A 23,067-nucleotide genomic window follows, 5' to 3' on the forward strand; every position below is an offset into this window, starting at 1 on the left:
GTACTTCATACTATTGTAGTAATAGAAGTGACAGAATATTTAGTAAATTAGGAGGGTGAAACTATGAAACCAGCAGTAATGACAATGGATTCACAATTATTAGCAGATGTAATTAGGGAAAATAATTGTACAAGTTTAATAAACGCAATCGCAGAAAAGGATTTTCAAGTGCCTCAAATGCTTGATGTATTAGTATTTGAGGATAAATGGGAGGATGACATATGACTAAGCTCAGAATCCTTTTAACCATTCCAATTTTGCTATATGGAATTTACATATTTGTTGCCATTCAAAACGATAAGAATATTCCACTTTATTTGCATCTTCTATTCGCAATCTACTTGATGCTGTTTGTACATTATGAAGAAAAAACGGAGGTGAAACCATGACAGATTTTTATCTTGGAGAATTTCGATATAACCCGTGCCAGGCTGAGTTCGTTGTAGACCCTAGGTTCTCGACACGTGAGTCACGTTTAATATGATCACCACAATAAGTGGCTTTTTTTGTTCAAAAATAATTAATAAATCCTAAAAAAAGCCCCAACTCCTTAAAGGAATTGAGGCTTTCACTATTTATCATCTCAATTAGATAATACGAGTTGTAACGATGCCTTCGATTTGTTTGATTTTTTCTTCCAAGCCAGGAATGATATCGCCGTTTACTTCACCGTCAATGTCGATGATCGTATATGCATATCCCCCACGGCTTCTGTTAACCATGTCAGCGATGTTCAGATTAAATCCAGATACGGCCAGTGTGATTTGCCCAACCATGTTCGGAACGTTTTCGTGGAAAGTTGCCACACGACGGTTTCCTGTATAAGGAAGGGAAGTGTTTGGGAAATTCACAGAGTTCTTGATGTTCCCTGTTTCTAAAAAGGTCTTCAACTGACGAGCTGCCATGATGGCACAGTTTTCCTCTGATTCTAGTGTAGAGGCACCAAGATGCGGAATTGGAACGACATTTTTCATTTTCAACACGTTTTCATTCGGGAAGTCAGTAATGAACTTGCCTACTTTTCCGCTTTCAAGTGCAGCTTGCATATCATCTTCATTCACTAGCTCACCGCGTGAGAAATTCAAGATATGAACGCCCGGCTTCATGATGCTGAATGTTTCTTGGTTAAACATTCCTCTTGTGTCGTCAGTTAATGGAACGTGTACTGTAATATAATCAGATTCTGCAAACAATTCTTCAATCGTCATGGCGCGCTGTACATTGCGGGACAAGTTCCAAGCTGTATCAACAGAGATGAACGGGTCAAACCCAATGACATCCATGTCCAAATCCAGGGCATCATTCGCTACAAGTGCACCGATCGCACCTAAACCGATTACGCCAAGAGTTTTCCCCTTGATTTCTTTACCAACGAATTGTTTCTTTCCTGCTTCAACAAGCTTTGGAATTTGTTCTCCTTCGCCTTCAAGCGTTTTTGTCCAAGCCACACCTGCAAAAAGGTTACGAGATGAAGCCATTAATGACGTCAGCACCATTTCTTTTACAGCGTTTGCGTTAGCACCAGGTGTATTGAAAACGACAATTCCTTGATCGGTGCATTTGTCGACCGGAATATTATTGACTCCAGCCCCTGCCCTTGCGATTGCTTTTAATTGATCGCCGAATTCCATAGTATGCATGTTAAAGCTGCGAAGAACGATCGCATCAGGGTTTTCACTGTCATTGTCGACCTTAAAATCGCCTTTATTGAATACATTCAGCCCGCTTTCGGCAATATTATTTAACGCTTTGATCGTTTTGACTTTTTCTAAAAGTAATGTGCTCATTTTGTTTGCTCCTCTTTTGATTATGATAGTTTTGAAATTTCAAAATACTGACAAGATTTTTTAAGCCCATGAAAATCTGCATACTTTAATCCTTCACTATCTGTTAATATACAGAAAGAGGCAAGGGATAAAATCCCTTACCTCTGCCCAGGCGAACGGCTACGACACTATGTGTTCCCTCACGGTTATCCGTGTTTCGCCAGTTGCACATAGTCTTTTTCATTTATTTTATTCTATCAAACTATTCAGCAATCTTCAATATCATTTTCTTTTTTTTTGCTGAAGCCACAACTTACCAGAAATATCGACGAATTCAATTGTTTTATCTCCGAAAATTGGAATATATCGACGAAATCTATAGTTTTATCTCCGATATTAGATATATATCGACGAAATCTATAGTTTTATCTCCGATATTAGATATATATCGACGATTTCTATAGTTTTATCTCCGATATTAGATATATATCGACGATTTCTATAGTTTTATCTCCGATATTAGATATATATCGACGATTTCTATAGTTTTATCTCCGAAAAAATTGGGAGTTTCATTAAACAAAGTATAGACAATAGTATCATATATAGTTAATTATTAACAATTAAGCTATTATGGATAATATTAGTAAAAATAGAGCGTATAGCAAACTTAAAAAAGGAGGAACTAATATGCTAATAAGAGAGGCAACGGTGGCTGATGCTGAAGGGATAGCGATAGTCCATGTGGATTGCTGGCGAACTACTTATAAAGATATAATGCCGAGGGATTTTTTAGACAATCTGTCATATGAGAAAAGGAAAGACCTATGGAAAAAGAATATATCTGGTGAAGGAAATTATATTTATGTTGCAGAAAATAACGAAGGAAAAATAGTAGGATTTATCAGTGGAGGGAAAAGGGAAACGAATCAAGTTGAGGATTCGGGTGATTTAACTGCGATATATATTCTCGAAAACTTTCAAAGAATGGGCTTAGGTAAGAAACTCATCACGAAGTTATTTTTAAAATTCGAAGAACTGGGATTTAAGACAATTTTCGTTGAGGTGCTTGAGGATAATAAATCTCGATACTTCTATGAGGCATTTGGGGCAGAATTGCTTAAAACCGAAAAAATCAAAATGGCTGGCGCTGAATTGAATCTATTAGTTTATTCGTGGAAAGACATTAGCCCAGTATTGTTATGAATGAACTTCAGGTAAGATCGCTAACTTAGCACTTCAAAAAAAGACACAGTCCTTCGTGAAGGATTGTGTCTTGCTTTTGATTTAATTTTGATTAAATCCGCTTTCGTCCATGTAAAATACTTCCCAGGAATGTCCGTCGATATCCAGAAAACTCCAACCGTACATGAAACCATGATCAATGGCTTCATTAAAAGGCTTTCCGCCAACATCCAGTGCCCTATTCACGATCTCATCGACTTCTTCCTTACTTTTAACGGACAGGGCGACGATGGCTTCCGTACTCGCTGCAGCATCCGGGATTTCCTTCTTGGTAAACGTTTTAAAGTAATCTTCCACCAATAACATGACATATATGGACTCGCTGATAACCATGCATGTGGCATTTTCATTGGTCATTTGCTCGTTAAACTCAAAGCCGACCTTTGTGAAAAATTCTACTGAGGCATCCAAATCTTTAACAGGTAAGTTTACAAAGATCTTTTCTGCTTGAACTCCCATCCAATTCACCCTCACTTGATTTATTTGTTCACTCACCTTCTATTCGCTGCATTTTTCTATTTTCCTGCTTGCAGCAGTCATTGCATTCAAATTGAACAGATACAACCTTAGCCACTGGGAACATCCATAATTCACCTACTTAAAAGTGAATTTCAAATATTAAACAGGATAATTCAATTTTAAAACAACCTGAGCGTTTACCTTATGAAATTTTCAAGGAGTATTTGCCTCTTCCCTTGTTGCTTCAACATTGGATGGTGGTAGCATTTGCGCATAAAAATTAGCAGACTGCCGCCCTTTTGCATTCGTATACCAGATGTTCAATTTGGGTTTCATAACTAAAACACATCTTTTCTTTTTTGAAATAATAACTTTATAATTCCATGTTTTACTAAAATTAAATAATTATTTCAAGGAGGTAAGCTTATGAAAAATAGTATTAAAACATAAAGTATCCGGAACATTTTCTTTACTGGTTTTGATTTCAGTTATTTTACCAGGATTCAGCCCAATTATTTCGTTCTCCGATAGCTAACCAAACGCTCGAAGCACCACCTATTATGCAAGTAGAGCAATCCACGTTTTACAATCGTAGCACAGGTCAAAAATAGATGGGAAACGACAATATTACCCTATGGGATAGGTGGTTCATAGATGGTTACCATTCAAACATATATATCAAAAAATAGTTATGATGTAATTGTTAATAAACATTTATTAGCTAACGGAGATTTTATCCCAATTCATCACTCAAGCGCTAAGCAACTGGGAAATCAACAGTTATTTACTTCAAGAGGAACTTCCTTATACGGCACAGTCATTATATCTTATCAAGATCAATTTCTCACGAGCTTTTATGATTGGGATGATGTTGATAGTATTTGGCTTTCAATTTTACAGGCAATGTATGATTGTTTAAATACCGGTGTTGGCAGTGGGGGCTTTTCAGAACGATCTATGGATTGGCGAATGAAAAGGCTAACGGAAAAAAATCCTGCTATATCATTTACATGGAACCATGGTTTCGCTAGCAAGGAATGGAATGATATTCCTAAGATATCCACACTAAGATTCCCTGAAAATGTGCTATTGAATCGTTTAATAGAAAAGGGAACTAAGTTCTTAAAATTTAGAAATGCTCTATATGATAGCGGTCCAAGACAAAATATTAACCAGTTAATTAACGATCTTCAATCTTTTAGTAGTGATTTGGGGTATGTGCACTTGGAATAGTTCACTGTGCTAAGTGAAGCTGAAGTCTTGCAGCTGTATGTGATGGGTTTATAGTAAAAACATCCTTGCCAGCATTCGCCAGCAAGGACTGTTTTTCTTGTTTAGAAGTTTCTAATATAGAAGGCACTTGACGTTTTATTTTACTTCAAATAAATACTCATAATCTCCGTTTCTTTAATATTTGCTTGGGTACTATTTGTTTTTTCTAGTTTTTCAACTAGCTCGCCATTCGTGATAACAATCGGAGTTACGATGCTTGGAGCTTTGGATTTTAGAAAATCGATATCAAATGTAACTAGCTTGTCTCCTGCTTTTACACTTTGCCCTTCTGCGACATGGACTTCAAATCCCTCACCTTCAAGGTTAACAGTTTCTAATCCAATATGAATCAACAATTCTATACCATGCTTTGTGCGGAGGCCTAGAGCATGTTTAGTATGAAAAACCTGGATTACTTCTGCATCGATTGGAGATACGACCAACCCCTCCTCGGGAAGAATCGCTATCCCGTCCCCCATCATTTTACCGGAAAACACCGGATCCGGAACATCTTCAATATTTATTACTTGTCCATTTATAGGAGCAACCAGTTTTTCCACACTTTCCTTTTTACTGAATAATTTTTTGAACATAATATTTCCACCCTTCTCTTTCGGTCTTGTTCCTTGCATCTCACACTGAAACGTTAAATATTTTGTGAATTCTGATAATCATTGGTATTATTTTTTCTTTTTCAATTTCTCTACTGCTTTCTTTTTGTTCTCTTCCACTCTAAATATAACAATATCGGTTATTAATTCATAAGGAATTGGCTTGTTTAGTGGAAACTGAACGGCCCCTTTTGAACATTTATATTCAGATAAAGCAGATCCAAAAGCAGAGATGGCGCTTGGAGTTGGATAGAATCCTATATGTTTTTTATAGGCAGCGAAATGTACCAGGTTTCCAAATAAAACAAAGGTAGGCATTTGATAGCTGATCTTTTCTTCTGCATCCGGCGCTGCATCCTTTATGACTTTTCTTAACGTTTTTAATATCTCCTGAACTTCTTCGGGAAATTGTATAATGTATTCATCAATTGAATGAAATGTATTGGTTCCTTCCATGATTTCTCCTTTCATCAATCCAAACTACATACTCTTATTATAACATTTCCCTCCCCGAGCACCCGTTAGCTCGCTAACCTATATTAAGAGAGTCATTTTTTAAGAACCCTTCGATTCTATTCATTACACCTTCTAGCATGGTAATCGACCTTGAAGTATTCAAAGGTTCAATATCCAAGGAATGGTTGGCATGTGGGATTTTATCCATGCTTATGTTCGTTTTATTTTCAATCCTTTCAATTTTACCTGGAATATAATGATGATCTTTTTCTCCTATAACTATATGTGTTGAATGGCTGCTGCTCAATAGCCCTTCAAAAATCGAATCGAACTTCAATAGTGGCGTAAGCAATATCATTTTGGCATTCATAAACCGCTCATTTTTCATCAATCCGTTGATGATGGGTATGGTACCAAGTGATTTGCCTAAAAACACTGTTCCTTGATATTCATGATTTTGAAGTACTTCCGTAATGACGGGATTCATATCATTAACGATCACTTTTGTGATATCTACCAATGGATGCTTGAAAATATCCTGGTCGTAAGCGTAATGAATTTGCACGACATCATACTGATTTTGAAGCATCGTCATTGTTGAATAATAGAATAACGGCTTCTCATACGTGTACCCCGCACCTGAAAACATAAAACAAACGGCTGGACTTCCGTTTTCAATATGTGTGTATGTAATTTCTTTTTCATTACCATTAATTTTTCTTTGGTTAACCTTCATGAAAGATTCCTCCCATTAATCCATTCTATCGTTTGCCTATATATTCATTAGCTACCTGTTGCATTCCTCCTTGATTGATACTAACTAGATAGAATCCAAGAATAAGGTTTCGTTTTTTATTCGAAATAGGTATACTTTAGCTATCAACCTATTTTATGGAAATTACTCTGTATTTCTGATGATCGATCAATCCATGCCTTAAAGGGGAGTGTGTAATGAAAATCAAAACGTTATGTTTCATTCTTGTCCTGCTAGTCACTGGTTCCATGGGTACGATTCATGCAAGTGCAAACGATCAAAAGGTGAAAGAACTGGATATCGGGGAGTCTTTCGATGGTGCGGAAGGCACGATGGTTCTCCAAAACTTAAAAAATGATAAAGTATTTATTTATAACAATCAGAGAAGTAAAGTACGCTATACTCCAGAATCGACATTCAAAGTCGCGAATGCATTAATCGGCTTACAGACAAAAGCGGTGAGCGATGAATATGAAGTGAAGCGCTGGGATGGCGTAATCAGGGAATTTGAAGATTGGAACAGAGATCATACACTGGCTTCAGCCATGAGGCATTCTGTGATCTGGTATTATCAAGCAATGGCCCGCGATATCGGGACGGAACACATGCAGCAATATGTGAACCTGATCGATTACGGCAATCAAGATATCTCCGGTGGGATCGATCAGTTCTGGCTCGATAGCAGCATAAAGATTTCTGCCCGGGAACAAGTCCAATTCATCGAAAACCTTGTAGAGGAAAAACTGCCTATTGATAAGCAGCATATGAGAACCGTTAAGAGAATCATGATCAATGAAGAAGCAGACTCATATGTCCTCCATGGAAAAACCGGTACACGCCTTTCTGATATGGGATTGGGCTGGTATGTGGGTTACATCGAAACGGACAAAGGCAAATGGGCCTTCGCCACTAACTTGGATGGCAGCGGAAGCAAAGCCAAAACGATTACGCTTGATGCCCTGAAAGAAATGGATATCATAAAAGAATAAAAGTAGTTCACGCATGCTCTTAATTCGGGCATGCGTTTTGTTTTGTCTTAAAAGCATCTGAAAAACCTAAGTTGACCCTAACTAAAAAAATGAAAGTACTTCACCTAATTTATCAGCACACCCATTCAAAACTCTTCTAGACAAGCTCCTATAATCGTAATCATTTATACTCTTCCTTTCTTCTAACTTTGAAAAATGATAAATTATGAGTTTTTCGTTTTTTAATATCAATAGTTATTTGATGCATGTCCTCAATGTGCATCACGTGTATGCCTTGTTGACGATATGTGTTCATTTGATATAGTTGTAAAATAATAATTCAAGACTGACTAAATCTCTTTATTAATTTATGTGGGTCGCCGTCACTGTATTTTAAGTGATTCCATCTAGAGCAATCCCTCCATAAACTCTTAAGACTAAATAAAGCAAAAATACTGCATCATATAAAATGGAGCTAAGGATTATTTGTTTGTAACGTTTATATAAACTCTGCATGAAATAAAAAATGGGCCTTTAGCGAAAGGGGCACCTTCTGTGAAAACCATTCAAAGTCGCTTATTGTTAATGTTACTTCTTTTTATCATCTTACCGTATTTTCTATCAGTGTTTCTGATCTACAGCTATACAAAAAATAGTGTGGAGAGACATGAGCTTGAAAATAGCCAAGAACAACTTCAGAAAAACGCTGAAGAACTGGAGCAATACTTTGATGACATGATTAATCTTCCATATCTATTATATCGAAATCCCGATTTATTCCGGATTTTTAAAAATGGTTTTGAAGACTCGATATATTTTAACCCGATTGCGATGGAAAAAAGTATCGAAACCTTTTATCTGATGCGAAACGAAATCCGTCAAGTACGGTTTTATATTGATAAGGATAAAGAATCTTTTACCGTTTATAATGCGACGGTCAGTGCCCGGAAACCTCAACCCGATTTATTAAATGAGGATCCGCTAAAACAATTTTATCGCTCTAACTCTAATTACATGATTGAGCCGCCACACCGAATTCAAAATTACAATGACACAGCGATCATTCCCCAGTCGGACGACACAATGGTGATGACTTTTCACCATAAAATAGTCGATGTGCCTTCAAACGAATATCTCGGAATAATTACAATTGATATAGATTTAGATGCCTATGCCCGTATATGTAACAGCCTTGTTCAAAAGAATGAAGAGTCTGTAATACTTATGGATTCGCATAACAAAGTCATGTATGCAGATGATCGTTCCCTTATAGGGAAATCCGTTACTTCTGATTTTAGAAGGCAGATTACGGGTGAAGATATTATCTTAACCAAAACATTATCAGGAACACTAAATCATTGGACATTAGTTAAGATAACCCCTAATCATGTATTATTCGATGATGTCCGGAAGACTGCCTATACAAATATAATTGTTGGACTAATCGTTGGCTTGTTAGGGCTATTAATGATTGGTATTATTTCATACAGAATTACTCGTCCCATTAAACTTCTTAGCAAGAAAGTGAGAACAATAAAAGGTGGAAATATGGATGTCCCCTTTGATGATGGAAGAAAAGACGAAATTGGTGAGCTGGAAAAACATATGAAGGATATGATGAACCGAATCAATCTACACATTGAAAGAGAATATAAACTCGAAATAGAAAATAGAAAAAACCAATTCAGAGCATTAAAATCTCAGGTTAATCCGCATTTCTTATTTAATTCGTTACAATCTATTGGTGCAGTTGCCCTAAGATCTAATTCTCCAAGAGTTTACCAATTATTGACGTCACTATCCAAAATGATGCGCTACTCCATTAAGGCAAACCAATGGGTGTTGGTTCGAGATGAAATGAATTATATAGAAGCATACCTAAACCTTCAAATGGAGCGTTTTGGAAACAATGTGAACTATTCTATTAAAATAAGCGAGACGATTCTTGATATGACGATTCCAAGTATGATTCTTCAGCCCCTCGTTGAAAACTTTTTTAAACACAGTTATGAAGAAGGTTTCTATCATGCTCATTTAACTATTTATGGAGAAATACAAGGAGAATTTTTACACCTTATCGTTGAAAATGCCGGTCCTAGTTTGACTCAGGCGGAGCTTCAAATATTAAGAGAAAATATATATGCGTCCCACCATGAAAGCGCATATTCCCATAATCATATCGGTCTGAAAAATATTTATGACCGTTTAATTCTAAATTATGGATCAAAAGCAGGCCTAGAAGTGGATACGTATCAAGGACAAGGATTTTCCGTTAAAATAGTGATTCCACTAGAATTTCCACTTGCTAATGAATAGATTGCTTCGTAGCTATTCAAAAACGGACACTTTTACTCATTCATATAAGGAGATGAAATCTGTGAAAGCTTTAATTGTCGATGATGAGTTCAATGTACGTGACGTAATACGCCATTTGGGGCAGTGGGAAAAATACGGTATCACCCATCTATTAGAAGCAAGTAATGGCGATGATGCAAAAAGAATGATAGAGAGAGAAAGTCCGGAAATCATCTTTACAGACGTGAAAATGCCTGGTATGAGCGGTATGGAACTAATCGAGTGGCTAGATTCCATTTCTTATCCTGGTAAAGTGATTTTAATTTCGGGCTTTGACGACTATTCATTTATGCGTAAAGCCATTCAGTTTAGCAGCTTCGATTATTTGTTGAAACCGATTGAAGCTGATGCATTTAACAAAACACTGGAAGAAGCCGTTAAATCATGGGCGAATGAAGAGGAAGTTCGTGCTAATAAAGATACCGGTGTATATGAAGATGTTAAAAGGTTTCGGAGTAATCAATTGGTTACTGCCGCTTGTATGGGGGAACAATTCGACAAAAACGATATTGAGTCATATGTTCCAAAAGCAGACAGATACACCCTTACATTAATTTCCTTTTATCAAATGCACCATCCTGCCCCCTACATTCAGTTACTTGCTGACGAACTTGTTGAGCGGAAAATCGGAAATGTATTTGCGCTTCAGAATGATCATAATCTTTGTCTAGTGATCACGATACCTGACCATTGGTTATCCGTTGAAGAATGGATCAGTCATCAATTTGATATTCCTGTTCGCCTTGTTTGTGGCGAGCCCTTGGAATCATTAGGGGACATCCACAATTCCTTTAAGTCATTACAAAAAGCAATGAAAAATCAAAACTTCAGATCCATCCACCGTTTGGATGACTTGGATGTTGCACGTCGCATAGAGGACATAGTTTCATATGTTGAAAAATATTACATGGAAGAATTGAGTTTAGAAAAGCTATCGAATGTATTCTTCTTAAGCCGCGAACATATCTCAAGAAAGTTCAAACAAAAAACCGGAATGCTCCTGTCCAAATACATCACTAAACTAAGAACTGACCAGGCAAAACGTTGGTTAAGAGAAACCGAAAAAAGTATTTACTCCATCTCTTTAATGCTCGGCTATCAGGATGAGAAATACTTTTCAAAACTATTCAAAAAAGTGGTTGGCATGACACCATTCGAATACAGAAACGGTGAAAAGAATGCAGATCAGAAGTAAATAATTCACCTTAATTAGAAAATTACAGGGGTGACATGATGAAAAAAGAGATACTAAACATATGTTTAATCGGAATATTGAGCCTATCACTTTGTGCATGTCAAACAAAGACCGAGAGCGGAACAAAAAAACCGGAAATTTCAGAGCGAAAAATCACTTTGACCGTACGGAATCCGAAAGTTGAAATTTCTACGCAATTCGAACAAATGGTGATTGCTTATGAAAAAGAAAATCCAAATGTAGATATAAAGGTTCACACGGTAGGCGGGGCTATGGATGACCTTGCTGATTTGAAAGCAAAAATGGCCACTGGCAATGGTCCTGATATTTTCACAAACAGCGGATACGAAAGTGCCAAACAGTGGAGTAAATATTTAGAGGATCTTTCTGACCAACCCTGGGTCGAACATGCATATGAAGATGCGTTAACCCCTATGAAATTCGATGGGAAAATTCATGGGATGCCGGTTAATCTGGAAGGGTACGGATTCATTTATAATAAGGATATATTTAATAAGGTAGGAATCGATGAATTACCCAAAACGCTGACTGAATTAATAGCAGTGGCTGAAAAATTGCAAAAGGCAGGGGTTACTCCTTTTGCAACAGGATATTATGAAGAGTGGAAATTGGGTGACCATTTAATGAATGTCGGTTTTACAGAACAAGAAGATCCACCGGCCTTTATAAAAGGCCTAAATGATGGAACTGAAAAAATATATAATAATCAACAATTCAATGATCTAATCAATTTGTTGGATGTAACATTAAAGTATGGAAACAATAACCCGCTATCAACAGATTACAACATGGAAGTGAATCTATTTACTTCAAAAAATGCAGCGATTATTCAACAAGGAAACTGGATACAGCCGATGATCGATCAACAATCACCGAATATGAACATCGGATTTATGCCAATACCAATAAATGATCAACCTAAGAAAGAAGCCTTGATGGTCGGCGTACCAAATTATTGGGTTGTAAACAAACAAACCACACCAGAAAAGAAGAAAGAAGCGAAGAGATTTTTAAATTGGATGGTTTCTTCTGAACAAGGCAAAATGTTTTTGACAGAACGCTTTAAATTCATTCCTGCTTTTACTAACATTGAAGCTGACAATTTAGGACCTCTTGCTGATGAAACAATTCAGTATTATAAAGAAGGAAAAACGTTAAACCCCAACTGGTTTAATTTCCCTGTCGGAATAAGAGAAGAGTTTGCGGCTGCCATGCAACTATATGTAGGAAACAAGCTTAATCGCGGTCAATTACTGCACGAGTTTCAGAAGTCATGGGATAGGGCTTCAAGCGAATAAAATAGGAATTCTGTACACTTCTTGCCTCCTTTGTTGGGGCATTTTTTTGTACGCCGAAAAATACGATATCAATATAAGACTAAATTCTAATCAATTTATGACATATCCATAAAATTAAGACTAACCTATAATTTTATTAGTACTTCAAACAGGCGGGACTGTTACTCCCAAAAAGTAATCGTTCCACTAGAAATTATTTTTATATACTAATAAACATTCTAGGAGGAAGGCATATGAACCTTAACAGGCTTGCCAAACAAGCAACAGTAATAACACTTAGTACAGTTATCTTATTAGGAGGCAGTCGCTCAGAAACTTTCGCGGCAGCAAAAGACCCATTAGATCACAATGAAAAGTATGGCACTTCACAAATCACTCGTTACGACATGCAAAAAATGATTAATCAACAAGGCGATGCGAAGTTTACAGTTCCCAAGTTTGACGAATCAACAATAAAAAACATTCCCTCAGCAAAAAAGTATGACAAATCAGGAAATTTAATTGATATGGATGTATGGGATACCTGGCCATTACAAAACGCTGATGGTACAGTGGCAGAATATAAGGGCTATCATATCGTATTTGGATTAGCTGGAGACCCTGAAAATGGTAGTGATACGTTCATTTACTTGTTCTACAAAAAAGTTGGAGAAACATCCATTGATGCTTGGAAAAATGCTGGCAGAGTATTTAATGATAATGATAAAAATGTTCCAAATGATCCTTATTTAAAAAATCAATCAGAAGAGTGGTCCGGTTCTGCAACCTTCACGTCTGATGGAGAAGTTCGCTTATTCTATACAAATCGCGGACAGTTTTCACCAGATTCTAAGCAATACGGTAAACAAACATTAACAACAGCTCAAGTAAACTTATCTGAGTCAGGTGCTAATACATTGCAAGTGGATGGCGTAGAAGATTACAAATCCATCTATGAAGCCGGAGACAGCAAGTTTTATCAATCACATGATAAAGCTTTCAGTGATGAGAATTTCAGTGATAATCATACATTGAGAGATCCTCACTATATTGAAGATAAAGGTCGTAAATACCTTGTTTTTGAAGCGAATACTGGGACTGAATATGGTTACCAAGGAGAAGAATCCCTTTACAACAGAGCTTACTATGGCAACAGCAATAAATTCTTCCAAGCTGAAAAGGATAAGCTTCTGCAGAGCTCTAAAAAAGGTTTAGCTGAATTAGCAAACGGTGCAATTGGCATTATTGAAATAAACGATGATTATACATTAAAAAATGAAATGAAACCCTTGATTGTTTCGAATACAGTAACAGATGAAATTGAACGTCCTAACATATTTAAAAAAGACGGAAAATGGTATTTATTCACAAGTACAAGAGGATCAAAAATGACCATTGATGGAATTGATGATAAAGATATTTACATGTTAGGCTACGTGGCAAATTCTTTAACTGGCCCATACAAACCGTTAAATAAAACAGGAATTGTCTTACACCAAGATCTTAATCCTTATGATATTACTTGGACATATGCTCATTATGCTATCCCACAATCGGAAAGCGATAATGTAGTTATCACAAGTTACATGACAAATAGAGGTTATTTTAAAGACCATAAATCTACCTTTGCCCCAAGTTTTTCACTTAACATTAAAGGGCCAAATACAGCTGTGATAGAAGATAGTATTCAGGAACAGGGTCAACTAACGAATAACCAATAATTTAATGTTCATCCGAAGTTTTACGAAATTAATAAAAAAAGAAAATGTCTGTAAAATTGGCATTTTCTTTTTTTAATTAAATATGTTTTACATTATCTTAGGAACAAATTAGGGAAAATAAAAAGCGTGGTGATCTACTTGGACAAAATAGTTTTTAATAAGAAAGGATTTAAGCCGTTGGCTCTATTAATACTTGGATTGTTTATTGCCGGATTATTAGTCTATTTAGTCAAATCAACTTTACCAGTAAAGCATGAAGAGGAATCGTATCGAGCTAACTACCATTTCACTGTACCTGACAAATGGAAAAACGATCCTCAGAGGCCGATTTTTATTAATGGAGAGTACCATTACTTTTACCTCTATAATGGGGATTATCCGGATGGAAATGGAACAGAATGGCGTCATTCAACCTCAGAGGACTTGGTGCATTGGAGTGATCAAGGGATAGCCATTCCGAAATATACCAATGATAATGGAGATCCTTGGTCGGGATCTGTCGTTGTGGACAAGGAAAATACGGCTGGCTTTGGAAAAGATGCTCTTGTGGCAATTGTTACACAGCCCTCCAAGGATGGCGGTAAACAGGAACAATTTCTATGGTATAGTACGGACAACGGTAAAACATTTACCTCCTACAGTGATGATCCTATCATTTCAAATCCAGGAACGAAAGATTTTAGAGATCCAAAAATCATCTGGGATGACAATGATCATAAATGGATAATGGTCATGGCTGAAGGAACAAAAATAGGTTTTTATAAGTCTCACAACCTAAAAGATTGGCAGTATATGAGCAGTTTTGTCACGAAAAAAATAGGTATTGTAGAGTGCCCGGACCTTTATTTGTTACGGGCGGATGACGGGACTTTAAAATGGGTACTTGGTGTCAGTGCTAATGGGCAATCGAATGGTAAACCAAACACATACGCCTATTGGACTGGAAGCTTTGATGGAATGGAATTCGTCCCAGATTACAATGAACCGCAATGGTTAGATTATGGCTTCGATTGGTATGGTGGAGTTACATTTGAAGATGGGACAGAAAGCGATGAATATAATAAACGGTATGCTCTCGCTTGGATGAATAATTGGGCCTATGCCGATAATACTCCGACCCTAAAAGAGGGCTTTAATGGAATGGATTCCGTCGTTCGCCAAATCGGGCTAAAACATGCAGGCAACAACCTATATTATTTATCTTCACAGCCTATCGAAGCATTGAAAGAATTGACGAGTTCAACGGATTCTTATGAACAAATTGAAGTGAATGGTTCCAAAACTCTAGATGTACAAGGTGATGTATATCAATTGGAGACGGATATCAATTGGTCAGACCTAAACAATGTAGGCTTAAGGCTTCGGGAATCAGCCGATCAAACACGCCACATTGACGTAGGAATTTTTGCAGAAGAAAACTACTCTTATGTCAATCGAACTTTTACCGAACACCCTGACGAAAGTAATCAATATATTAAAAGCACTGCTCCATATGATGCTAGCAAGAAACATGTTCACTTAAAGATCCTCATTGATAAAACAAGTATTGAGGTGTTTGTAGATGATGGAAAGATTGCACATTCAAATTTAATATTCCCTGAATTTGATGATAAAGGAATATCCCTCTTCTCAGAGGGAGGCAAAGCGGTCTTTAATAATATTAAGATCAAACACCTCGGTTCGATTAATTGAACATCATTTCTGAATGGCGATACTATGGTTTATACTTTGACCACAATTCACCATGTCTACCCAAAACTCTTCAAATAGGAGTAATAACGAAAAGCCGGATTCAATAAGTATTGAAATCCGGCTTTTCGCTATGGCTGAGAGGCTCCCTACAAGGGGAAAACTGTTGAATCAATTACTATCCCACCGGTTTGTTGGTTAATAGTATGGGGTTATGATGTTTAACGAAAGTTAACTTCAGTAAATTAACTCGTGCCATACAAAGGTACTTGTAGAAGCTACTGACCGCAATATGTAAATGGAAGCTGTCCCTCCCTCTCCATTGTGTCTTTATGAATCTATTTGTATTTGAGTTACTTCTACTAGTAACCCTGATTAAGAATAAGGGCATCTGCCAAAAGCAGATGCCTACATATTGTTAATTGATTTCTCTTTTTAGTTGTCCATGGGTCATGTTAACCCTATCTCCCGTTTTCTGTTTTGTTTTAATACCGCAGGCTTTGGAACTTGCTTTGATAGAGCGGTACATTCAGCAAACGAAAACTGTTTACACCCTTTACAACGGTTCTCATCCAGTTTGGATAAAGCTTTATTAATGGCATCACCCGTACTGGAAAAGAACTGTTCCTCACCAACCAGTTTAATAAATCCAGTTTTTCTCAGCATTTCTTTAGGTTCCTGTTGAATCCCGGAAATCAACACTTGTAGATTATGAAACTTGAATTGCTTCACGATGTCGGTTAGAAGTGCTTCTCCCGATGTATCAATAAATGGCACATTGCTCATTCTTAATAGCAGGACTTTTGGTTTTGAACGCATTATTTCCTCGAGTTCTTCTTGCAGCCTTTCGATTGAACCAAAGAATAAAGGTCCTTCTATCGTATATATGTTAATCTGCGGACAGCTTGAACCTTGTTGCACCATTTCTGGTTTAACTAGTTTATCAGCTGGATCTGGTAATACCTTTGATAATTTCAATGTACCGCTCATCAGTTTAACGAACGATAGAATGGCTAATAGTAATCCGATCCCGACACCTGTTGTCAGGTCAATCAATACGGTTAACACGAAGGTAACGATCAATACGATCGAATCCATGGTTTTTGCTTTTAAGATATGCGAAAATTCTTTGCGTTCGCTCATGTTCCATGCGACAAACATAAGAATGGGGGCCATACTGGCCAATGGAATGGCCGAAGCATAAGGAGCCAAGCTGACCAATACCAGCAATACCACCAGCCCATGAATCACACCTGATATCGGGGAAACTGCACCGTTTTTAATATTCGTTGCGGTACGGGCGATGGCACCTGTAGCCGGAATCCCTCCAAATAAAGGCGTAATCATATTGGTCAATCCTTGCCCCATCAGCTCTTTATTGCTGTTATGTTTACTGTTGGTCATGCCGTCTGCAACTACAGCGGATAGTAGTGATTCAATTCCTCCAAGCATGGCAATGACCAAGGCAGCCGGAAGGAGTTCAATCACTAGGCCGCCAGTGATATGGGGAAACTGAAAATGGGGCAATGCATTAGGAATGGCGCCATAAGCCGATCCTATGGTCGCTACCTGACCTGGAAAGAATAAGCTAGCGACTAGAGTTGAAACAATCAAACCCAGCAGTGCCCCAGGGATTTTCGGTAAATATTTTGGAGTTAATATGACGAGAGTTAAACTTATGATAGCTACCAGTACACTATAGAAGTTCACTGTATTGAAATTCAATAAGATTTCTTTCATATTTAAAAGAAAGACTTCTTCTTTTTTTAAGTTACTGAGTCCAAAGAAATTGGCAATCTGCCCAGAGAAGATAATCACAGCTATTCCAGCAGTAAAGCCGATGGTAACTGGACGCGGGATAAACTTGATGAATCTTCCCAGTTTGAAGACACCCATAAGAAAAATCATGATACCTGCCAGGAAACCGGCGATTAACAGTTTTTCATATCCGTACTGCATGACCACACCGAACAAGACTGGGACAAAGGCTCCAGTCGGGCCTGCAATTTGATATTTCGACCCTCCAAAAATGGAGACCATAATTCCTGCAATAATTGATGTGTACAGTCCGTATTCCGGTCTTACTCCAGAAGCAATGGCAAAAGCCATCGCTAAAGGAATCGCTACAATCCCAACTACCACCCCGGCAACCAGGTCTTTCTGAAAATGGCCTAAGTTATATCCTTCAAGCCTGCTAGAACCCATCATTTTATCGCTCCTTCTTTTATTGAATATGTATTTCGTCCTTGCTGACAATTTTGCTATATCCATCTATGATTCGATCCAATTTACCTGTTTCGGGATGGATGACCATACCGTGAACGGCAATGGATTCCGGAAATAATGGATGGTTCTCGATTAAACGGACGCTATTCGTTACACTCTCCTCAACGCATTGAAAACCTGACAGCCATTTTGATAAATCAATACCAGAGTTTGTAAGGACATCAATTTGCTCCTGACTGACCTTCTTCTGCTTTGCGGCATCAAGCAGTGCAGAGGATTGAAGCCCCACCATACCGCATCCGTGATGTCCGATTACACAAACTTCCTCCACTTTCAGCTCATAAATAGCGACAAGGATACTGCGCATAATGCTGCCAAAAGGATGAGAAACAATTGCTCCAGCGTTTTTAATGATTTTCGCATCTCCATTTCTTAACCCCATCGCCTTTGGAAGCAATTCCAACAGACGGGTATCCATGCACGTTATGATGACGATCTTTTTATCTGGATACTTTGTCGTTTGAAACTCTTTATATTTGTTTTGATCGACAAACGTCTTGTTATAATCCAGAATGCTAGAAATAACTGACATTACTTATTCTCCTTTCTCTTGCAAATCTTTGTTAAGGTGTGAAAATTGAAGGAAATGGTCTATGTACAATAATCCAGATGCCTTTCATCCAACCAACTTATTTGGCCCTGTTGGTGCTATATTCCATGTTAGAGATATTAAATTAGAGTTAAATGATAGAAGGATTAGAAAATGGTGAGAATTATTACATTTTCTTCTCTTTTGTTTTGCATTTTTCTTACTCACCAAAGCCAAAAAGGGTGATGCATATTAGACAGCTAATATGCATCACCCTTTTTTATGATTTGTTCCATTTACGTCTAGATTAATAAACCCTTATCTGAGCAACTGTTTTATTCAGGGCCATCATTATCATCCACTTCATCATCTTCCCATGTGATTGTTTTTACTTCTTTTGTGTAGCCGTCCACTTGGACTACTGCGTCTCGATCGTCCTCTAATTCAACTTCGACCAAATAATAAGATGTCTGATCTGAAGGTTGATAAAATTCTGTATCGTCACCTGTTCCTTTTACATGTTTTTCCGCAATCGCAATTGCTTCGTCTTCTGTAATGATACTATCTGCTACCAATGTCGAGTCAATAATAGCTCCTGTATGTGGGTCGAGTATTAATGTGATTTTTTCGTTATTCTTATTTACCACCGCTTTATAATAGGAGTTGTCTTTCTCCTGCACAAAATCAATTTGTTCCAGGTCACCTTGTGAGGAAATACGCGCCATTATTTCATTTTGGGTCAGTTGCTTTTGGGGTATCTTTTCCGTCGTTTCTTCAGCTGTATGAACTATGGTTTCTTTTTTTATAGAACGAACTTCACCGCTTTTCGCATCCATCCTAATTAGATATACCCCGGTTTCAAGCTGCATTTCAATCTGATATTCTTCACCTTCACTTTTCGTTGTCTTTATAATGGTTCCAGGATATTTATCCTTTGCTGTCTGGTTCACCTCTTCTTTCGTCAAGCTTTCCGCGGATAATGATGGAGCCCACCATTGAAATCCGACGAATACTAGCAGACCAAAAACGAGAGTTGATCCAGCTGTTATCAGCACTTTTCCACTCTTCATCGTATCCCCCATCCAACGCATTCTGGCTTAATTAAATAAAAGAGTAACGTTCGTTCCCCTGCCTTCGAGACTATCCATTTCAATCCGTACATCAATTGCATCAGCAATTTCCTTTGCCATGGAAAGCCCCAATCCTGATCCGCCTTGCTTTCGGGTTCTAGCTTTATCTACACGATAAAAGCGATCGAACACTTTTGGTAATTCAGCCTTTGGAATTCCATCCCCTCTGTCTTCGATGCGGATATATGTTTCATTACTTGTTTGTCCTATGTAGACTGAGATATGCTCGTCACTATACTTTCTTGCATTGTCTAAAAAAATAAACATTAGCTGTTTTAACTTTTGAACGTCCGTAACCGTTTCAATTGCATCGCCACTATAAATCTCCACTGTTCGATTGTACGCATTTTTATATACTTTCGCTAACTCGGCAATGATATCGGTCAGATTGACGTTTTCCTTCTCTATATTCCATTTTTCCTGATGCTTTGCAAGCAGGAGCATTTGCTCTGTCAGCTCTCTCATTCTAATCGCTTCAGAATGAATGGCCTCTATGGATTCATCGAACAAATCAGGCCGCTCCAACCCTTTTCTTTTCAAAAGACTTGCATAGCTTTCGATGACAGTTAACGGTGTTTTTAATTCATGTGAAGCATTTGATACGAATTGCTCCTGTTTTTCGAAGTTAGCTTGTAGCAAATCGATCATGTGATTAAAGGTTTTTCCCATTTCCACAAGTTCATCTTTTGACTTTTCCTCTAGGCTAAGACGCTTAAATTGTCCGCTTGTTTGAATCTCCTTCATCGTATCAATCATCGATCGAATCGGACGGGAGATGAAGTTACTAAGAATAGTACTTGATATCAGAACAGGTATCATGGCAATGACCGTTACAGCGATTAATACGATGCGCAGAACAGCGAGCATTTCTTCGGTTGCTGTAATGCTTTTGGTGATTTGAAGATTAACTACACTTCCATCCCCCCAAACGATCGGGTTTGAAACTAATACATACTTTTTCTGATGATAAGTGATGATCGCTCTCTCCTCACCTGGATAAAAATTACTATTTCGATAACTTAATTGTTTTTCAGAATTGGAGGTCACAGCTGTCCCTTTTCGTTGACCGTCTTTTACAATACCAATCATTCCATCTATAGGCAGATAAGCTCGAAGTAAATCATTTGGTGAAATATGATTAACATTTTTACTAACATCAAATGCAATTTTCTCTGTCTCCGCTTTCGCACGATTAAGTTCGTGCACCATCATCAGATTACTGAAAACAAAATAAATGGAAACATTCATCAAAAGGAGCAGGAAAATGAATAGCACCGCTGTATATAAATTTATTTTCTTCCGCAGTCTCATTTTGCTTCCTTCATGACGTAGCCAACGCCTCTTACGGTATGAATAAGCGGCGTATCAAAGCCATATTCGAGCTTTTTGCGAACATATCGGATATACACATCCACCACGTTTGTTTCTCCAAAGAAATCATACCCCCAAACCGCTTCCAGAATTTGATCCCGGTTTAGCACTTGACGCTTATTCTTCAGTAAATAAAGAAGTAAATCATACTCTTTTGGCGTTAAGTCAATTTCACTTTCACCTCTAATGACTTCGCGCGTTTTGACATTCACCTTTAAATCAGCGGTTATGAGCCATCCATCGCCCTCATCTTCCATTGAAGGTGCTGCAGTCCGCATTCTTAAAACCGCACGAATTCGAGCAAGCAATTCCTCAATTTGGAAAGGTTTAGTAATGTAGTCATTCGCGCCGAGATCCAGACCGGAAACTTTATCTTCAACCGAGCCTTTTGCAGTTAATAGGATGACTGGAGTGGAATTGTTTTTCATACGAATTTTCCGAAGCAGCTCAATCCCGCTTATGCCTGGAAGCATCACATCCAATAAGATCAAATCCCACTTTCCTGATCGATACGCTTCAAGGGCTTCATTTCCGTCCATTGCCTTTCCAATTTGGTAGCCTTCGATTTCAAGCTCTAATTCAAGCAGTCTTAAGATTTTTTCTTCGTCTTCTACAATTAGTATTGATTCTTTACTCATTTGTAAGGCCTCCTTTTGTTTGGAACGAGCCCATTCATGTGTCATTCGTTTTCAAATTAAATGGATTGGTTTATCCGTATGTATGCCTGTTCGTTCAATAAGAAAAAGGCTGCCTCAGCAACCTTCCTTATTTTGAAGTAGGTTATTAAAGAAACCATTCACCTTGAGCAATTTTCACTACTTTACCTCCTACATGAACATTGATTTCTCCGTTACCTTCACCTGCTTTTAAAAACAATAAAGAAGGTCTTTCGATTTCGCATCCTTGTTCTACGCGAATGTCTATTTCACTTTTTTTAAAATACCGGTATTTAACTAAGTAAGCAGCTAAACATCCATTAGAACTGCCAGTGGCCGCATCTTCTGGGATACCATAATAGTCCGCAAAGTCTCGAACATTCAAATCATTTTTCGAATCATACGTTTCTGGAGAAAAAACCATAATGGCTTTTGCATCCGTGTGTTCAATTAACTCAAAATACTTTTCTCTATTAATCTTTACTTTTCTAACTGCTTCCAATGATTTTAATGGGACAACAAGCACTGGGAGCCCCGTCGAAACTTCTTGAACGGGAAATCTATCATCTATGTTTTCTTTATGTATATTTAAAACTTCAAAAATTTTATCTGTATCTAAAATCTGGCCAAAAGTTGGTTCATTTTGTTTCATCCATAGAAGCTCTTCTTGTTTATTGAATGATACTGTTATCTGTCCACCTTTAAAGTTTAAAATAATGGTATCCAATGGCGCTTCTAATACTTCGTTTTGAATGATATATGCAGTTCCTAAAGTCGGGTGTCCAGCAAAAGGAACCTCTTCATTAGGTGTAAAAATCCGAACATCATAGCCGCCATCATTTTTTGAATCAGACAAGATAAAGGTTGTCTCGGAAAAATTAATTTCTTTGGCTATTTGTTGCATTTCATTATCCGGAATATTTCCAGCGTTTTTAAAAACCGCGAGTTGATTTCCTGTATATTTTCCATTTGAAAACACATCTACAATAGAATAATTAATCCTCTCCATAAGACTCCCCCTCGTTTACTTTTTAGTCTTTTTAACGAATGTCCCAATTATTGCATGTAAATTTTGAAAATTAAAGTCGCTATTTGCCCAGTTAGCTCCAAAAAAAAAAGAGCTGCCTGAGCAACTCTCATGTTAAAAGCCCTATTTACTTTGTACCTTATTTCAATCTGTTCCTCTCAAAATGATATTTTTTAAGACTTTCGAATGTATATTTAAGTTCGATAACTAACACCAACTAAAAATAATTGGAGATTTCAAAGGATTTGGAGTCCATATCCTTTTCGCTGATAGTAGAAC

21 protein-coding genes and 1 riboswitch are annotated in these 23,067 nt (G+C 37.5%); of the genes, 10 read left to right on the plus strand and 11 right to left on the minus strand.

The window, feature by feature from the left end:
* The first annotated feature begins 63 nt into the window (after nucleotides 1–63).
* Nucleotides 64–225 carry a hypothetical protein gene (locus NYE63_RS22960; protein ID WP_342602858.1) on the plus strand — a complete coding sequence of 54 codons (162 nt, stop codon included), beginning with the start codon at nucleotides 64–66 and terminating at the stop codon, nucleotides 223–225.
* The gene (locus NYE63_RS22965; protein WP_179890993.1) at nucleotides 222–389 is read left to right on the plus strand and encodes a hypothetical protein; all 168 of its coding nucleotides are present in this window, start codon (nucleotides 222–224) and stop codon (nucleotides 387–389) included. Before NYE63_RS22960 ends, NYE63_RS22965 begins: the two co-directional genes overlap by 4 nt.
* Before the next feature lie 198 nt (nucleotides 390–587).
* Here NYE63_RS22965 and NYE63_RS22970 read toward each other — a convergent pair whose 3' ends face one another.
* Nucleotides 588–1,787 (minus strand): phosphoglycerate dehydrogenase, encoded by a 1,200-nt coding sequence (locus NYE63_RS22970; protein ID WP_342602859.1) that lies wholly within the window; start codon nucleotides 1,785–1,787, stop codon nucleotides 588–590.
* 138 nt (nucleotides 1,788–1,925) lie between these two features.
* Nucleotides 1,926–2,004: riboswitch (ZMP/ZTP riboswitch) on the minus strand.
* Nucleotides 2,005–2,456: 452 nt separating this feature from the next.
* Between NYE63_RS22970 and NYE63_RS22975 the strand changes: the two genes are divergently transcribed.
* Nucleotides 2,457–2,972, plus strand: a complete 516-nt coding sequence (locus tag NYE63_RS22975; protein WP_342602860.1) for a GNAT family N-acetyltransferase — start codon at nucleotides 2,457–2,459, stop codon at nucleotides 2,970–2,972.
* Between the two features lie 81 nt (nucleotides 2,973–3,053).
* On the opposite strand, the gene NYE63_RS22980 is transcribed toward NYE63_RS22975, so the two are convergent.
* Entirely contained in the window at nucleotides 3,054–3,470 is a 417-nt protein-coding gene (locus NYE63_RS22980; RefSeq protein ID WP_148357634.1) for a VOC family protein, read from the minus strand.
* Between the two features lie 654 nt (nucleotides 3,471–4,124).
* On the opposite strand from NYE63_RS22980, the gene NYE63_RS22985 reads away from it, so the two are divergent.
* A complete protein-coding gene (locus NYE63_RS22985; RefSeq protein ID WP_342602861.1) occupies nucleotides 4,125–4,703 on the plus strand; it encodes a hypothetical protein in 579 nt (192 codons plus the stop codon).
* Between the two features lie 140 nt (nucleotides 4,704–4,843).
* Here NYE63_RS22985 and NYE63_RS22990 read toward each other — a convergent pair whose 3' ends face one another.
* The 3 genes from NYE63_RS22990 to NYE63_RS23000 all read right to left on the minus strand — a co-directional run bounded on the left by NYE63_RS22990 (nucleotide 4,844) and on the right by NYE63_RS23000 (nucleotide 6,545).
* Nucleotides 4,844–5,335, minus strand: coding sequence for a PTS glucose transporter subunit IIA (locus NYE63_RS22990; RefSeq protein WP_342602862.1), 492 nt, complete (start codon nucleotides 5,333–5,335; stop codon nucleotides 4,844–4,846).
* An 87-nt stretch (nucleotides 5,336–5,422) separates the two neighbouring features.
* Nucleotides 5,423–5,809 (minus strand): DUF1801 domain-containing protein, encoded by a 387-nt coding sequence (locus NYE63_RS22995; protein WP_342602863.1) that lies wholly within the window; start codon nucleotides 5,807–5,809, stop codon nucleotides 5,423–5,425.
* A gap of 73 nt (nucleotides 5,810–5,882) precedes the next feature.
* A complete protein-coding gene (locus NYE63_RS23000) occupies nucleotides 5,883–6,545 on the minus strand; it encodes an alpha/beta hydrolase (RefSeq protein ID WP_342602864.1) in 663 nt (220 codons plus the stop codon).
* A 215-nt stretch (nucleotides 6,546–6,760) separates the two neighbouring features.
* On the opposite strand from NYE63_RS23000, the gene blaOXA reads away from it, so the two are divergent.
* The 6 genes from blaOXA (at nucleotide 6,761) to NYE63_RS23030 (ending at nucleotide 15,792) form a co-directional block, all read left to right on the plus strand.
* Nucleotides 6,761–7,552, plus strand: a complete 792-nt coding sequence (blaOXA, locus tag NYE63_RS23005) for a class D beta-lactamase (protein ID WP_342602865.1) — start codon at nucleotides 6,761–6,763, stop codon at nucleotides 7,550–7,552.
* 534 nt (nucleotides 7,553–8,086) lie between these two features.
* The gene (locus NYE63_RS23010) at nucleotides 8,087–9,847 is read left to right on the plus strand and encodes a histidine kinase (RefSeq protein WP_342602866.1); all 1,761 of its coding nucleotides are present in this window, start codon (nucleotides 8,087–8,089) and stop codon (nucleotides 9,845–9,847) included.
* A 61-nt stretch (nucleotides 9,848–9,908) separates the two neighbouring features.
* A complete protein-coding gene (locus tag NYE63_RS23015; protein ID WP_342602867.1) occupies nucleotides 9,909–11,081 on the plus strand; it encodes a response regulator in 1,173 nt (390 codons plus the stop codon).
* A gap of 38 nt (nucleotides 11,082–11,119) precedes the next feature.
* Complete coding sequence (locus NYE63_RS23020; RefSeq protein WP_342602868.1) at nucleotides 11,120–12,400, plus strand: ABC transporter substrate-binding protein; 1,281 nt, start codon at nucleotides 11,120–11,122, stop codon at nucleotides 12,398–12,400.
* 233 nt (nucleotides 12,401–12,633) lie between these two features.
* Nucleotides 12,634–14,100: a glycoside hydrolase family 68 protein gene (locus NYE63_RS23025; protein WP_342602869.1), complete on the plus strand. Its 1,467-nt coding sequence runs from the start codon at nucleotides 12,634–12,636 to the stop codon at nucleotides 14,098–14,100.
* Between the two features lie 177 nt (nucleotides 14,101–14,277).
* Nucleotides 14,278–15,792, plus strand: a complete 1,515-nt coding sequence (locus NYE63_RS23030; protein WP_342602870.1) for a glycoside hydrolase family 32 protein — start codon at nucleotides 14,278–14,280, stop codon at nucleotides 15,790–15,792.
* Nucleotides 15,793–16,239: 447 nt separating this feature from the next.
* Here the strand turns inward: NYE63_RS23030 and sulP are convergent, their stop codons facing one another.
* The 6 genes from sulP to NYE63_RS23060 form a co-directional block, all read right to left on the minus strand.
* Entirely contained in the window at nucleotides 16,240–17,997 is a 1,758-nt protein-coding gene (gene sulP / locus NYE63_RS23035) for a sulfate permease (RefSeq protein ID WP_342602871.1), read from the minus strand.
* A 16-nt stretch (nucleotides 17,998–18,013) separates the two neighbouring features.
* Nucleotides 18,014–18,607, minus strand: coding sequence for a carbonic anhydrase (locus NYE63_RS23040; protein ID WP_342602872.1), 594 nt, complete (start codon nucleotides 18,605–18,607; stop codon nucleotides 18,014–18,016).
* Nucleotides 18,608–18,939: 332 nt separating this feature from the next.
* Nucleotides 18,940–19,674, minus strand: a complete 735-nt coding sequence (locus NYE63_RS23045) for a PepSY domain-containing protein (RefSeq protein WP_342602873.1) — start codon at nucleotides 19,672–19,674, stop codon at nucleotides 18,940–18,942.
* A 27-nt stretch (nucleotides 19,675–19,701) separates the two neighbouring features.
* Entirely contained in the window at nucleotides 19,702–21,045 is a 1,344-nt protein-coding gene (locus NYE63_RS23050) for a HAMP domain-containing sensor histidine kinase (protein WP_342602874.1), read from the minus strand.
* Nucleotides 21,042–21,743, minus strand: coding sequence for a response regulator transcription factor (locus NYE63_RS23055; RefSeq protein WP_342602875.1), 702 nt, complete (start codon nucleotides 21,741–21,743; stop codon nucleotides 21,042–21,044). Before NYE63_RS23055 ends, NYE63_RS23050 begins: the two co-directional genes overlap by 4 nt.
* Before the next feature lie 145 nt (nucleotides 21,744–21,888).
* Nucleotides 21,889–22,770 (minus strand): PhzF family phenazine biosynthesis protein, encoded by an 882-nt coding sequence (locus tag NYE63_RS23060; protein WP_342602876.1) that lies wholly within the window; start codon nucleotides 22,768–22,770, stop codon nucleotides 21,889–21,891.
* Between the last annotated feature and the right edge of the window lie 297 nt (nucleotides 22,771–23,067).

The sequence above is a fragment of the Peribacillus sp. FSL E2-0159 genome (assembly GCF_038643155.1).
GTDB classification, from domain to species: Bacteria; Bacillota; Bacilli; order Bacillales; family DSM-1321; genus Peribacillus; species Peribacillus simplex.

Bases quoted from the DNA above. Each gene is read 5' to 3' on its own strand.
- blaOXA (WP_342602865.1), top strand. From the start codon at position 6,761: ATGAAAATCAAAACGTTATGTTTCATTCTTGTCCTGCTAGTCACTGGT.
- NYE63_RS22970 (WP_342602859.1), bottom strand. From the start codon at position 1,787: ATGAGCACATTACTTTTAGAAAAAGTCAAAACGATCAAAGCGTTAAAT.
- NYE63_RS23025 (WP_342602869.1), top strand. From the start codon at position 12,634: ATGAACCTTAACAGGCTTGCCAAACAAGCAACAGTAATAACACTTAGT.
- NYE63_RS22985 (WP_342602861.1), top strand. From the start codon at position 4,125: ATGGTTACCATTCAAACATATATATCAAAAAATAGTTATGATGTAATT.
- NYE63_RS22980 (WP_148357634.1), bottom strand. From the start codon at position 3,470: ATGGGAGTTCAAGCAGAAAAGATCTTTGTAAACTTACCTGTTAAAGAT.
- NYE63_RS23055 (WP_342602875.1), bottom strand. From the start codon at position 21,743: ATGAGTAAAGAATCAATACTAATTGTAGAAGACGAAGAAAAAATCTTA.
- NYE63_RS22995 (WP_342602863.1), bottom strand. From the start codon at position 5,809: ATGGAAGGAACCAATACATTTCATTCAATTGATGAATACATTATACAA.
- NYE63_RS23040 (WP_342602872.1), bottom strand. From the start codon at position 18,607: ATGTCAGTTATTTCTAGCATTCTGGATTATAACAAGACGTTTGTCGAT.
- NYE63_RS22965 (WP_179890993.1), top strand. From the start codon at position 222: ATGACTAAGCTCAGAATCCTTTTAACCATTCCAATTTTGCTATATGGA.
- NYE63_RS23050 (WP_342602874.1), bottom strand. From the start codon at position 21,045: ATGAGACTGCGGAAGAAAATAAATTTATATACAGCGGTGCTATTCATT.
- sulP (WP_342602871.1), bottom strand. From the start codon at position 17,997: ATGATGGGTTCTAGCAGGCTTGAAGGATATAACTTAGGCCATTTTCAG.
- NYE63_RS22975 (WP_342602860.1), top strand. From the start codon at position 2,457: ATGCTAATAAGAGAGGCAACGGTGGCTGATGCTGAAGGGATAGCGATA.
- NYE63_RS23000 (WP_342602864.1), bottom strand. From the start codon at position 6,545: ATGAAGGTTAACCAAAGAAAAATTAATGGTAATGAAAAAGAAATTACA.
- NYE63_RS23020 (WP_342602868.1), top strand. From the start codon at position 11,120: ATGAAAAAAGAGATACTAAACATATGTTTAATCGGAATATTGAGCCTA.
- NYE63_RS23045 (WP_342602873.1), bottom strand. From the start codon at position 19,674: ATGAAGAGTGGAAAAGTGCTGATAACAGCTGGATCAACTCTCGTTTTT.
- NYE63_RS22960 (WP_342602858.1), top strand. From the start codon at position 64: ATGAAACCAGCAGTAATGACAATGGATTCACAATTATTAGCAGATGTA.
- NYE63_RS22990 (WP_342602862.1), bottom strand. From the start codon at position 5,335: ATGTTCAAAAAATTATTCAGTAAAAAGGAAAGTGTGGAAAAACTGGTT.
- NYE63_RS23060 (WP_342602876.1), bottom strand. From the start codon at position 22,770: ATGGAGAGGATTAATTATTCTATTGTAGATGTGTTTTCAAATGGAAAA.